Origin of the sequence: Acidovorax sp. 106, from assembly GCF_003663825.1 — a bacterium.
Lineage (GTDB): Bacteria > Pseudomonadota > Gammaproteobacteria > Burkholderiales > Burkholderiaceae_C > Acidovorax.
Window position 1 is genome coordinate 4,051,098 of sequence record NZ_RCCC01000001.1, and the last position, 12,434, is coordinate 4,063,531.

The following is a 12,434-nucleotide window of genomic DNA, read 5'->3' on the forward strand; positions in this document are numbered from 1 at the left end:
AGGCCGCTAGCGCTTTATCTATAAGCGCTAGCAGCTATAAAAAATGGAGCAAAAAATCGGGCTGGCTCAGCCCTCGCGCACATCGGCCACGGGTTGGGTGCCAAAGTCTGCGCGGTCCAGCCAGGCGAGCACGCGGGTGGCGGCATCGGCGGGCGAGGTCAGCAGCCCACCACTCTTGAGGTGGGCAAAGTTGGGTGCATCAGGGAAGTCTGCGGTGGGTGCACCACGCAGTTGCACCTGCATGTCGGTGTCGATCACACCGGGGGCCAGGGAGCATACCTTGGCACCGTGGGGCTTTGCCGCTTCGTCCAGTGCCAGGCAGCGGGTGAAGTGGTCCATGCCCGCCTTGGCCGCGCAATAGGCTGCCTGCGAGGCCATGGCCCGGCGGCCCAGCCCAGACGAAATATTGAGCACCTTGCGCGGCACGGCCCAGTCTGCGGTGGCGTGCAGGAAAGCCGCCGTGAGCTGCATGGGGGCCTCCAGCCCCACGCGCAGGGCATTGGCCAGGTCGGCGGGGTCGCTGTCAGACAAGGGGGCAATGCGGGGGATGACACCCGCGTTGTTGATCAGCGTGGCGCTAGCGAAGGCGGCGGGGGCCTGCTTTTTCAGCCAGGCCCGCAAATGCTCGGCAGCGGCTTGGCCGCGCGACAGGTCTTGCTGCCACTGTTCCAGCGCCACGTCAGAGGCCATGGCAGCGGCCGTCAGGTCTTGGTTGCTGTGGCGCGCGATGCAGACCACGGTGTGGTGTGGTTTGAGCAATTGCTGCGCCATGGCCAAGCCCATGCCGCGCGATGCACCGGTGAGGATAAAAAGCTGTGTTGGAGGCATGCGAGCATCGTACCGTCATGTGCAGCATTTGCCGCATGGGGATTGCCCCCGCATGATGGTGCGCAAAGCGTTACGCCCCCTTGCCTTGATTGCCTTTACTTCATGCCCACAGCCGCTGTCTGGCTGGGTAGGTCGACTTGGCTTTGCGCTGGTTCATGGTCTGGCTCCAGCGTGAGCAGCAGCAAAGACAGGCGGTGCTCCAGCGCCGCAAGATCGGCCGCCTTTAGCTGCGCCAGCAGGCGGTGTTCGTTGGCAACGTGCGCCTCCACAGCCCGGTCGATCAAATCCAGCCCCGCACTGGTGAGCTGTACCAGCGAGCTGCGCGCATCGCTGGGGTTGGGCAGTCGGGCGACCAAGCCTCGGCCCTCCAACCGTTGCATGCGGTGCGTCATGGTGCCTGAGGTGACCATGAGCGTGGAAAACAGCGTGGTGGGCGCCAGGGTGTAGGGCGTACCCGAGCGGCGCAGGGCCGCCAGCATGTCGAACTCCCAGGCGCTCAGATCGAACTGGGCAAAGACCTCTTCCACCTTGCGCATCAGTAAGGCGGTGCAGCGGTTGAGGCGGCCAATGATGCCCATGGGACTCACGTCCAGGTCGGGCCTTTCTCGCTGCCACTGGGCCAGGATGTCATCGACCGCATCGGTGGGGCGGGTAGGGCGGTTTGGGGGCATAGTGATTGGTATATTGTCTTGATTTCAAGATTTTATGGTATCGTTTTATCTTGAATTCAAGGTAATTAATGCCTTTGTCATCTGCTTCTGAAATATCGACCCATGCACTCTCGGCCTTCCACCCTCACGCCCTCGCAAGCACCATCGTCCAACGGGGCGGGGGCTGCTCCTGTACAGGCTTCGACTGCCATGCGCGCCCCTGGCCACCCAGCGGCAGGCCCGCTGGATGTGTTGTTGACGGCGCTGGCGCCACTCATCTGGGGCTCAACCTACATCGTCACCACCGAGTTGTTGCCGCCTGACCGCCCCTTCACCGCGGCCGTGCTGCGTGCACTGCCTGCGGGCTTGTTGCTGGTGCTGTGGTGCCGGCGCTGGCCCGCAGCGCACAGCTGGCTGCGCTTGCTGGTGCTGGCTGCGCTGAACATCGGGTTCTTTCAGGCCATGTTGTTTGTGGCGGCCTACCGATTGCCGGGTGGCGTGGCTGCCGTGGTGGGAGCGGTGCAGCCGCTGCTGGTGATGGGCTTTGCCTGGGGCGTAGACAAGCTGCGCCCCGCACGCACGGTGCTGCTGGCGGGCGCTGTGGGGGTGGTTGGCATGGCCCTGCTGCTGGTGGCCCCCGGCACGGTGTGGGACCCGCTAGGTGTTGCCGCCGCGTTGGCTGGCACGCTGAGCATGGCGGCAGGCACCTTTTGGTCACGCAAGTGGCAAACGCAATTGCCCGTGCTGGCCTTTACCGGCTGGCAACTGCTGCTGGGCGGGGCCATGCTGCTGCCCGTGGCTTGGTGGGCCGACCCGCCTTTGCCTGCGCTCACGGGCATGAACGTGCTGGGCTACGCCTACCTTTGCATTGCCGGTGCGCTGGTGGCCTATGCGCTGTGGTTCCGGGGCATTGCCCGCTTGCCCTCGGTGGCGGTGGCATCGCTGGGCCTGCTCAGCCCCGTGGCGGCCGTGGTGTTGGGCTGGGCCTTGCTGGGGCAAGCATTGGCCGGCTGGTCGCTGTTGGGAATGTGCACCGTGCTGGTCTGTATTGGGGTGGTGCAGTGGTCTGTATCGCGGCCCCAGAGTTGACCAAACTTCGGGGCGCTTTGAGCGCGCCACTGCATAGCGCGTTCCACCTTTAGCTGGCGGCCAGTGCGCGCTGCCCCACGCGACGGGCAGACACGGGCAGCGCCGCAGTACTGCTGATGGGGGGGCTGTTGCCATCCCCACGCGCTGTAGATGCACCGGCTGTTTGCGCCAGCCGGAAAACGGCGACGGTGTCCACCAGCTCTTGGGATTGGGTTCGCATGCTGCTGGCTGCGGCGGCCATTTCCTCCACCAGCGCGGCATTTTGCTGGGTGGTCTGGTCCATCTGCATGACGGCTTCGCCTACCTGCGAGACGCCATCGCTTTGTTCTGCGCTGGCCGCGCTGATTTCGCGCACGATGTCTGTCACGCGCCGAATGGAGCTGACCACCTCGTTCATGGTCACCCCCGCCTTGTTGACCAGTGCCGTGCCCTGTTCCACGCGGGTTACGCTGGCAGAGATGAGTTGCTTGATCTCTTTGGCGGCCTCGGCCGAGCGGCCTGCCAGGCCACGCACCTCGCTCGCCACCACAGCGAATCCGCGGCCCTGCTCGCCTGCACGGGCGGCTTCCACGGCCGCGTTCAGCGCCAGGATGTTGGTCTGGAAGGCGATGCCGTCGATCACGCTGATGATGTCTGCAATCTTTTGCGAGCTGTCGTTGATGCCCTTCATGGTCTCGACCACCTGCGCCACCACTTCGCCGCCTTCAACGGCCACGGTGTTTGCTTTGGCGGCCAGTTGGTTGGCAGCCTGTGCGCTGTCTGAGTTTTGCTTCACCGTTGCGCCCAGCTCCTCCATGGACGCCGCTGTTTCCTCCAGTGCGCTCGCCTGGCGCTCAGTGCGGGCTGACAGGTCGTGGTTACCTTGCGAGATTTCGGCACTGGCGGTGGAGACGCTTTCTGCACTTTGGCGCACGTTCGATACGATCTCTGCCAGCTTGCTGCGCATGATGGACAGCTCGGTCAGCAACTGGCCGGGTTCATCCTTTGCGCCTTGCGGAATGGGTGTGGCCAGATCGCCTGCTGCGATGGCGGTGGTAGCGTTCACGGCCTGCTGCACCGGCACGGTGATGGAGTGGGTCGTCCAGTAAGCCAGGAACAAGCCCACCACAATCGCCAGCACGGTGCTGCCGCTCACCCACAGCATGCTGCTTTTTGCCTTACCAGTAGTTTCTTTCAGCGTGGTGTTAACGCCTTCGTCCAGGGTCTGGGTGAGCTGCTGCAGCACGCCGGAGTATTGGTTGAAAACCGGTGCGAGATTGGCATCGGTTTGTGCTGCCACGTCCTGCCCGGCCTCCTTGGCTTTCACCAGCTCGGTGCGTTTGACCCGGTAGGCATCGCGCGCTGCAATGGCCTGGTCGTACAGCTCCTTCTCTTTGCCGGGCTGCAAGTAGGTGCGTATGTCGTCCATGCGCTTGCTTTGCACCTCCACCACGCCCGACATGTCCTTCTTGAGTTTGGCGGTGTATTGCGCATCGTTGGCTTTGAGCAGGGCCTCGGTGCGCAGCCAGTTCATCTGAATATCGGTTTGCCACTGCTGGACCAGGTCCTGGCGTTTGAGCTCTGACGTTGCGATGTGTTCATTGCTCTTTTGCAGTGCCGAGATGTTGGCAATGCCCATGGCGGCAATGCCGATGGTGATAAGCAGCAGCAGCCCAAAGGCTACTCCGAGGCGGATACCCAGTTTCAGGTCTTTGATGCGCATGGTGTTTCCTAGGGAGTACTCAGAAAGTGGCGGGTGGGCGTGGCGTCAGGCTGCGGGTTCCAGGCTGGTCTGGTCGGGGCTATGGGCCAGCAGGCGTTGGTGCACCCGCTCCAGGTACTCGGCCCGGACACGGCGGGCGGCATAGTCGCCGGGGGCGTTGAGCCGCAACTGCTCCCACGCCAGATGGCGCAGGCGTGCCGATTGCGCGCGGCATTGTTCGAGGACGGCAGCGTCAGGCAGCGGGGCATGGGCGGGTGTCATGGGTTCGTAGCCGTAGTGCTGCATGTGCTCGCGCGCCAGGGTTTCGATGGTTTCGATCTCGTGCAGCGTCAGCTGCGACTTGAATTTGTCCTTGTTGGCCGCAATGGGGGCGAAACAGTTGGACTCCCACAGTGCCGACATGCTGGACAGTTCCCGGGCCTCTTGCGATGCGCCAATGTCCAGCATGGCGGGCAGGAATTCCAGGCCGATGAATTGGCAGACCCGCCGCAGGATGCTCTCCTGGTCGCTCAGAAAGTCTTCGTAGCGGATGGTGAGCACGCGGTCTGGGTGGCTGGCGGCCAGTGCGCGTCCGGCGCTGTGGGCCCTGACCCAGGCCTGTGCATTGAGCGTGGTGTCGAAGTCGTGGATGATGGCGCGGTTCATGGATGCCACCTGCGCCCTGGGGTCGCGCACCACGTTCAAAAAACGCATCTGCGGGTACAGCGCCATCAACTCGGGCGCGTAGTGAATGCTGTCCAGGGATTTGTCCATGACCACGCTGGCGCCATGCTGCTCACCGCTGCGCAGCAACAGCTCCCACACGATGCGGTGCACGCTGCGCGGCGTGTGGCGCAGCGCCTCAAAAATCTCATCCGCGTCAAAGTGAACGCCGGGCCACTTCACCATGATGGCGGCTTGCAGTCCCACCACGTCTTTCACTAGCTGTCGGTAGGCGCCGTCATCGGCCAGGTCGCCATACAGCGGCACCAGGGGCATGAAGTCCACGATGTGCAGTGGGTAGGGCGAGTGGAACGCGGGGCTCACGTTCAGGCGCAGGCGCAGTGCGTGGCTGCCGCAGCGCCGCAGCGGCACCATCAGCAGCGGGAGTGGCCTGGGGGATGTGGTATCCGTGGTGTGGCTCATGCGGCGCGCTCCTGTTCCTGTAGGTGTTGAAAGAGGTCTTGGATGAAGTGGTCCACATCGCCAGGGGGCAGTCGGTCAATGCCCCCCGCTGCGTGGCGCCCGCCACCTGCGGGGTAGCGGCTGCAAAACACGTCGGCGCGGCGGGTGCTGGCCGAGCCCATGCGAAGGTTCACCAGAAAATGCCCGTCCGAGCGGGGGGTGAGCACGGCCACGGACTGCCCGCCATGGCCCGCCACCAGCTGGTTGGCCAACGACCCGCACAGGCGCCGGGCCCAAGGCTTGTCGGGCAGCACATACACGCAAGCGCGGGGGTGGCTGGCGTAGGGCTGCAGGTCGTGCACTGCACGCTGGTCGTCGGCGTGGCCTTCCAGCAGGCGCCGGTATTCATAGGCTTTGGCGATGAAGTCCAGCGGGCTCTCGAAGCGGTGCAGCGAGCGGTACAGCTGTGTGGGATGAAAGTGCAGGTCTTCCGTGCTTTCGCCATAGGCGTTGTAGTTCAGCAGGTAGCCCAATTGCGCCAGGGCGCCCCGTGTGCCTGCGGTGCAGCCATGTGCACGGGCCATCTGATCGGCCACGGCCTCCAGGTTGTCGCCATAGGCCGCCACAATGGCCCACTGGTGCATGGCACCCTTCAAATGCCGGTCTACCAGCATGCTGGTGCAGACCTGGGCAGACGTATCGATGTGGCTTTGCAGTCGTGGGTGGCGCACCAGCGTTTGTGCGGCGTGGTGGTCAAAATAGGTCACGCTGCCGCCAGCCTCCAGCACTTGGACCGCGCTGTGGGCATTGCGATCCCAAGAAATATCTAGCGCTGTCACCTCCAGTGGGTGTCCCTGGGGCAGCAGGTCAAACAGCGCAATGTCGCGCTTGGTGCCAGACAGGAGCACGGTGTCGCGTGGCTGCAACATGCGCAACTGGTGCAGCGCGCACAGGCCATCGGCATCCCCGTTGAACAGGTCGTACGCTGTGTGCGGGGCCTGTGCGTGGGGGAGCGGTGTCGCGCCCTCGGGGGTGGTGTGGTCGGGTGCAGTCATGGTGCAGGCATGAAGCCACGTTGGACGAGCAAGTCCAGCACCTGCTGGGCGGCGGACTCCAGGCTGATGCCTGCAGTGTTGAGCGTGAGGTCCGCGGCTGCGGGCGCCTCGTAAGGCGCAGAGACCCCCGTGAAATGCGGAATGACGCCCGCGCGGGCTTTGTCGTACAGGCCTTTGGGGTCTCGCTCCTCGCAGATTTCCAGGGGGGTGCTGACGTGTACCTCCATGAACCGCTCGGTACCCACGATGGCGCGGGCCATGGCGCGGTCCTCTTGCTGGGGCGATATGAGGGCGGTAAACACCATCAGGCCGGCCTCGTTCATCAGGGCTGCAACCTCGGCCACGCGGCGGATGTTCTCGCTGCGCTCGCGGGCGCTGAAGCCCAGGTCTTTGTTCAGTCGGTGCCGCAGGTTGTCGCCATCGAGCACAAAGCTGGCATAGCCACTGTGGTGCAGGCGCTCTTCTAGCGCATAGGCCAGGGTCGATTTGCCTGCGCCGCTGAGCCCGGTGAACCACACCGTGACCGGGCGCTGCTGCAGCAAGTGCTGGCGCAGGTGCGCCGTGATGTGCCCAGCGTGCGGCACGATCACCCGCACTGGCGCAGCGCCGGCGGGCGCTGCGTTTTCAGCCGCGTCTATGGCCGAGCGTAGGGTGTGGGGCAGGGCATTCATGGGGCGATGTGTGAAGGGCTATTTGGGCTATTGGCACTGGATGGAGCAGGCCAACAAAGGCTGCTGATTGACGACCATGGGCGGGCCCAGCCGGTGTGACTGAAAGCCCGTGCGGCGCAGCAGGCGCTCCACCCCCAGCGGTGACACCGTCACCATGCGCTGCGCGCCCTGGGCCATGGCGCAGCGGCTGGCGGCACGTAGCAGGTTGGTGGTGATAGGTGACGAAAACTGGTCCAGCGCCGAGCCCGTGGTGCCTGCAAAGTCCACGGCTGCAAAGCGGGACAGCTCCCACACGGTGGGCGACTGAGGCGGGGCGGCACCATTGAGCAGGGAGGGAAACACCTCAGACAGCAGGTAGGGGCGAGTGGTGGGCAGCAGACGTGCCGTGCCAATCACATCGCCCGCGGTGTTCTGGGCAATCACATACAGCGTGTCGTCGCGGTCGAACTGGTCCCACTCCAGCGCATCACGGCATTGCAGCTGCCAGCCCAGCGTCTCCACAAACACGCGATGCCGATAGCGGGCAAGGCGGGTCATGAGCGGAGGGCGCAATTCTGCAGAACAACCCGAAGTGATGCGCATGTCAATTCCTTCTCAGATGTTTGAGTCATTAGAGAATTGCGCCAAGAGATTTGTAACTACCAACTTTGGTAGGTGAGGCCCGAGGGTTTTCGCTGCAAAAATCCACTCGCCAAAACGCACCGCAAGCGCCAGAATGATTTGCACGTAACAAATTACTAACGGTTTGATCCCGGTGGGTCATCGGTTTTGCGTGGCCTCGGTGTGCTTGGCTCTTAGTTCGTGGGTGGAGTCCTATGACAAACTGGCAAGAGGATCTGTTGGACGTGCTCGACCAGGCGCAGTCGGAGCATGAGGTGTTTCGCAGGATTGAAGCTGCAGCGCGGTCGCTCGGGTTTGACTACTGCGCCTATGGCTTGCGTGTGCCTTTGCCGTTGTCCAACCCCCGCACCATCCTGCTCAATAACTATCCCGTTGAGTGGCAGGAGCGCTATGCCCAGCAAGGCTATGTGCAGATTGACCCCACGGTGCAGCACGGTTGCCGCAAGAACACGCCGCTGGTGTGGACTGATGAGGTGTTTGCGCAGGCACAAGGGTTTTGGGAGGATGCTCGTTCGTTTGGTTTGCGCTTTGGGTGGGCCAAGGCCTGTATCGATGGCGGCGGGGTTCGCGGAATGCTGACCCTGGCTCGCTCGGGCGAGGCTTTGACTGCGCAAGAGGTGGATCACAACGAGATGAAGATGCGATGGTTGGCACACATGGCGCATGTGGTGCTGTCGCGGATTTTCACCACACGGCAAGCTGAGCAGATGCAGCCCAACTTGACCGCCAGAGAAATCGAGGTGCTCAAATGGACTGCCGATGGCAAGACGTCTGCCGATATTTCTTCGCTGTTGGAGGTATCGGAAAACACGGTCAACTTCCACGTGAAAAACGCGGTGTACAAGCTGCAGACCACCAACAAGACGGCGGCCACCGTGCGCGCCGCCATGCTGGGCCTGCTGGGCTGATGGCCTTTGCTCCAAGCCCGCGCAGCCCATGCGCCTTGCGTGGTGCAGGCAGCGTGCAGCGACCTCATTCACCGCAGGCAGAGGGCCATGCAGCTGTCATCTGACGGGCTGCTGCGCTTGTCGATAGACGAGCTGCTGTCTTTGCCCATCGCGCACCTGGTGTCTGGGGTGGACAGCGAGTTGGCTGGGGCCTGCCCCGTTGCGCTGCGGGAGTGCGGCCGCGAGACCGTGATTAGCGGCTACACCGAGTGGGTCAGTGCCTCGTCACCCGCCGTCTCGATCGGCTGGGACTGGCAACTGCAGTTGTCGCAGGCGCAGCAGACCTTTCAGTGGGTCCGATTGGGGCAGCCGCGCACCAATGTCATGCTGGTCTATGCCGCAGGGGGCGACACCGGGTGGATCAAAAATCTGGAGTTGCTCGCCACGGTGGTGGATGCCCTGCCTTGGCAGGACCATTTGGTACGGGCGGTGGGGCTATCGCCTGGGCCGGTTGATGTGTCTGTGGGGCATTGCGCCGTGCCGTAAGGGGCGCAGTGATTGCGCCGTCGCTCTCTTTGCATCCCTGGGTTGTTGAGCGCCAGCGGGGTGCCGCGTATCTGGGCTGATGCTTGACACTGCCTGTGTGTCAATTTGCTATTGAAATGATAGCTTCTGGCGCTTGTTTTTAAAGCGGTAGAGGCATAAACACTAAAAGTCTTCTGCCGCCACCACGTGGCACCAGGTGGCGTGCACCGGGTGGGCAAAGCCCAACTCCCGCGCATGCAGCAGCAGGCGCTGGCCAGGGTGGTGCGGTGGTGGTGCATACAGCGTGTCGCCCACAATGGGGTGGCCCAGGGCGCTCAGGTGCACGCGCAGCTGGTGGGTGCGGCCCGTGAGGGGCTCCAGCGCCACGCGGGTGGTGTGCTGTGCGCTGTCATAGCCCACGGCCCGCCAGTGGGTCTGGCTGGGTTTGCCAGTGGTGGCGTCCACCACGCGCAGGGGGCGGCGCTCCCAGTCTGCGGCAATGGGCAGGTCAATCAGTTGCCAGGGGCCTTCGGGTTGGGACTGGGGTTGGTGCTGTCCCAGGGCTCCGTGCACCACGGCCACGTAGCGCTTTTGCACTTGCCGGGTGGCGAACGCCTCGCTCAACTGGCGTTGCACCGCCAGGCTGCGGGCCATCAGCACCAGCCCGGATGTGGCTTGGTCCAGCCGGTGCACGATGAGGGCGCCGGGCCAGTGCGTTTGCGCCCGGGCGCTCAGGCAGTCCTGCTTGTCCTCGCCCCGGCCGGGCACGCACAGCAGGCCTGCGGGCTTGTGCAGCACCAGCAGGTGCTCGTCTTCGTACACTGCCTGTACCCCGGCTGGGATCTCTAGCGCTGGGGGCGCTGGAGGCAATGGTTGCATGCCAGAGGGCGCTGCTGCAGTGGGTTGCACAGCGGCCGGTGGACCAACGCGTTCTTCAGTGAGGGATTGCATCGTCGCCATGCACCAGTTGGTGCACGGTGGCACACAGCTCTTCCACATCATTGGGTTTGTGGATGAGGGCGCGTGCGCCTTCAGCCAGTGCGGCCTGTTCAATCTCTGCCGTCACATAGCCCGAGGCCAGGGCCACGGGCAGATCGGGCCGAATCAGCCTGGCTTCGCGCACCAGATCCACGCCACAAAACCCCGGCATGTTGTAGTCGGTCACCAGCAGGTCGTAGTCCTGCGGCTGGGCGCGCAGCGCTGCCGTGGCTTCGTGGGGGTCTGTAAACCCGCTGACGCGATAACCCCGCCTGCGCAGCAGCCGCTGCACCAGAAACACCAGAGCTTCGTCGTCGTCCACATACATGACGTGGTGGACCCGGGGAGCCTGTGCGTTTGCGGGGGGTGTGGCTGGGGTCTCTGTGGTGGGCTCAGGGCCCTTGCTTGGCGCCTGCGCGCCGGGCAGGGCTGTGGCTGGTGTTGAAGGCTCTGCCGCCTGCTCAGGTCGGGCCACCGGAAAGTACAGCGTGAAGCGGCTGCCTTCGCCTGGCGTGCTTTGCACGTCCACCGCGCCTTCGTGCGTGCGCATCACGCCATGCACCACGGCCAGGCCCAGGCCCGTGCCCTGGCCCACGGGCTTGGTGGTGAAGAAGGGCTCAAAAATGCGCTGCAGCGTGGCGGCATCCATGCCGGGGCCGGTGTCGCGCACGCTCAGGGCCACATAGTCGGCGGTGGCCAGCCCCAGGCGCTCGCTCAGTCGCTGGTCTGGTTGGACGGCCACCGCTTCGACGTGGATGCTGCCCTTGGCGCTGCCCATCGATTGGATGGCATGGATGGCGTTCGTGCACAGGTTCAGCAGGGCCTGCTCCACCTGCGTGGCATCTGCCAGCACAGGGGGCAGGCCAGTGGGCAGGTGCATGTGCAGCTCAATGGCTGGGGGCAGGGTCACGCGCAGCAGGCGCTCGGTGTCGTGTGCCACCTCGGCCAGCGCCACGGCGGCGCGCCGGGGGGGCTCGTTGCGGCTGAAAGTCAGAATCTGGCGCACCAAGTCGCGCGCCCGTCGCCCGGCTTTTTCAATCTCCAGCAGGCTCTCCAGCGCGGCAGAGCCTGGGCCGCAGTCGGATTTGGCCAGCTCCACATTCCCCAAAATCGCGCTCAGGATGTTGTTGAAGTCGTGCGCGATACCGCCCGCCATGGTGCCCACCGCCTGCATCTTGTGGGATTCGCGCAGCTGCGCCTCCAGCTCGTTGCGGTGCGCCTCGGTCTTTTTGCGGCCTGTGAGGTCGCGCGCAAACACGGTGGTGGTTTCGCCCTCGGCATGGCGCTCAAACGACACGCTCACCTCCACCGCCAGTTCTTTGGCGCTGGCGGTGCAGGCCGTCATCTCGCCCAGCATGGCCTGGGTGGTGAGCTGGGCAAACGCCATGGCCTGTCCGGCTGCGGGCAAAAAACGCTCGAGTGGGCTGCCCAGGGCATCTTGCGCGCTGCACTGGAACAGGGCTGCCGCCGTGGGGTTGAAGACGGTGATAAGGCCGTGCTGGTCCACGCAAATGATGGCGTCCAGCGCCGAGTTGATCACCGCCTCCAGCCGCTTTTCGCTGGCGTGGAGTTGCTCGTTGCGCTGCTGCACTGCCAGCGCGCTTTGCTGCAGCGCATGGCGCTCGGCCAGCAGCGGGCCTTGGTCAATCACCGCGCACAAAAACTGCAGCTGCACCGCCCCGTCATCCTGCGCAGCCTCAATGCGCGCAATGTGCAGGTCTCCGGTGATGTGCACCTGGGGGCCGATGGGGAAGACCACCTCGGTCACCTCGCTGTGCCCCTCGGCCTGCGCTTGCTCAAACGCAGCGCGCACACGCTGCGCATCGGCTTCAGAGACAAAAGGCATCAACGCCGTGAGGGGGCGGTCGCGCTCGGAGGGCTGGAACCATCGGTGCGCCATCGAGTTGGCCTGCACCACCATGTCGTATTCGTCCACCACCATCAGCGCCAGCGGCACGCTGGAGAACAGCGTCTCGAACCGTTCGGACGCGCTCTCAGCCACCATCTGGCTGTAGCGCAGCACCTTGTTCTGGCCCTCCAGCTCCGCCTGGGAGGCGCGCAGCTCGGCAATCAATCCCGCCACCGAGCCCTTGGGGCGGTCGGGTTGGCGGCGCTCGGCAGGCACAGGCAACTGGGCACCGCCTGGCTCAGCATTCAGCAAAAAGGAGAGGTCCGGTTGGCTCATGGAGGCTTGGCGCGATAAGTCCCTGCGGTGGATTCCAGCAACGGGACTTAGCAAATGCCACAACAACGGTTGCTTGGTGAGTGGGCTACCTAAGGCCCCAGAGGATTCGCAGGGGAAAGGAGCCGTGCGCCAGTGTACG

The 12,434-nt window shown here is 64.3% G+C and carries 12 protein-coding genes; 3 read left to right on the forward strand and 9 right to left on the reverse strand.

Annotated features, from left to right (window positions below):
• Window positions 1-66: 66 nt before the first annotated feature.
• Both C8C98_RS17835 and C8C98_RS17840 read right to left on the reverse strand, forming a co-directional pair.
• On the reverse strand, window positions 67-828 hold the full coding sequence (locus C8C98_RS17835; protein ID WP_121455375.1) for an SDR family NAD(P)-dependent oxidoreductase: 762 nt from the start codon (window positions 826-828) through the stop codon (window positions 67-69).
• 95 nt (window positions 829-923) lie between these two features.
• Window positions 924-1,499 (reverse strand): MarR family winged helix-turn-helix transcriptional regulator, encoded by a 576-nt coding sequence (locus tag C8C98_RS17840; RefSeq protein ID WP_121455376.1) that lies wholly within the window; start codon window positions 1,497-1,499, stop codon window positions 924-926.
• Between the two features lie 189 nt (window positions 1,500-1,688).
• On the opposite strand from C8C98_RS17840, the gene C8C98_RS17845 reads away from it, so the two are divergent.
• Window positions 1,689-2,567, forward strand: a complete 879-nt coding sequence (locus C8C98_RS17845; RefSeq protein WP_121455377.1) for an EamA family transporter — start codon at window positions 1,689-1,691, stop codon at window positions 2,565-2,567.
• 49 nt (window positions 2,568-2,616) lie between these two features.
• On the opposite strand, the gene C8C98_RS22185 is transcribed toward C8C98_RS17845, so the two are convergent.
• Genes C8C98_RS22185 through C8C98_RS17870 form a run of 5 tightly spaced genes read right to left on the reverse strand, consistent with a single transcriptional unit; the run spans window position 2,617 to window position 7,681 of the window.
• Complete coding sequence (locus C8C98_RS22185) at window positions 2,617-4,269, reverse strand: methyl-accepting chemotaxis protein (RefSeq protein ID WP_121455378.1); 1,653 nt, start codon at window positions 4,267-4,269, stop codon at window positions 2,617-2,619.
• A 45-nt stretch (window positions 4,270-4,314) separates the two neighbouring features.
• Window positions 4,315-5,394, reverse strand: a complete 1,080-nt coding sequence (locus C8C98_RS17855; RefSeq protein WP_121455379.1) for a sulfotransferase — start codon at window positions 5,392-5,394, stop codon at window positions 4,315-4,317.
• Window positions 5,391-6,428 (reverse strand): hypothetical protein, encoded by a 1,038-nt coding sequence (locus C8C98_RS17860; RefSeq protein ID WP_233574588.1) that lies wholly within the window; start codon window positions 6,426-6,428, stop codon window positions 5,391-5,393. Before C8C98_RS17860 ends, C8C98_RS17855 begins: the two co-directional genes overlap by 4 nt.
• Complete coding sequence (gene cysC / locus C8C98_RS17865) at window positions 6,425-7,099, reverse strand: adenylyl-sulfate kinase (RefSeq protein WP_121455380.1); 675 nt, start codon at window positions 7,097-7,099, stop codon at window positions 6,425-6,427. The genes C8C98_RS17860 and cysC overlap by 4 nt, the downstream gene beginning before the upstream one ends.
• Before the next feature lie 27 nt (window positions 7,100-7,126).
• Window positions 7,127-7,681 carry an acyl-homoserine-lactone synthase gene (locus C8C98_RS17870; RefSeq protein ID WP_121455381.1) on the reverse strand — a complete coding sequence of 185 codons (555 nt, stop codon included), beginning with the start codon at window positions 7,679-7,681 and terminating at the stop codon, window positions 7,127-7,129.
• 233 nt (window positions 7,682-7,914) lie between these two features.
• On the opposite strand from C8C98_RS17870, the gene C8C98_RS17875 reads away from it, so the two are divergent.
• Window positions 7,915-8,628 (forward strand): autoinducer binding domain-containing protein, encoded by a 714-nt coding sequence (locus C8C98_RS17875; protein WP_121455382.1) that lies wholly within the window; start codon window positions 7,915-7,917, stop codon window positions 8,626-8,628.
• An 87-nt stretch (window positions 8,629-8,715) separates the two neighbouring features.
• Entirely contained in the window at window positions 8,716-9,153 is a 438-nt protein-coding gene (locus tag C8C98_RS17880; protein WP_121455383.1) for a DUF4902 domain-containing protein, read from the forward strand.
• A gap of 162 nt (window positions 9,154-9,315) precedes the next feature.
• Here the strand turns inward: C8C98_RS17880 and C8C98_RS17885 are convergent, their stop codons facing one another.
• Complete coding sequence (locus C8C98_RS17885) at window positions 9,316-10,011, reverse strand: RluA family pseudouridine synthase (RefSeq protein WP_121456359.1); 696 nt, start codon at window positions 10,009-10,011, stop codon at window positions 9,316-9,318.
• A 55-nt stretch (window positions 10,012-10,066) separates the two neighbouring features.
• Window positions 10,067-12,295: an ATP-binding protein gene (locus C8C98_RS17890; protein WP_121455384.1), complete on the reverse strand. Its 2,229-nt coding sequence runs from the start codon at window positions 12,293-12,295 to the stop codon at window positions 10,067-10,069.
• Between the last annotated feature and the right edge of the window lie 139 nt (window positions 12,296-12,434).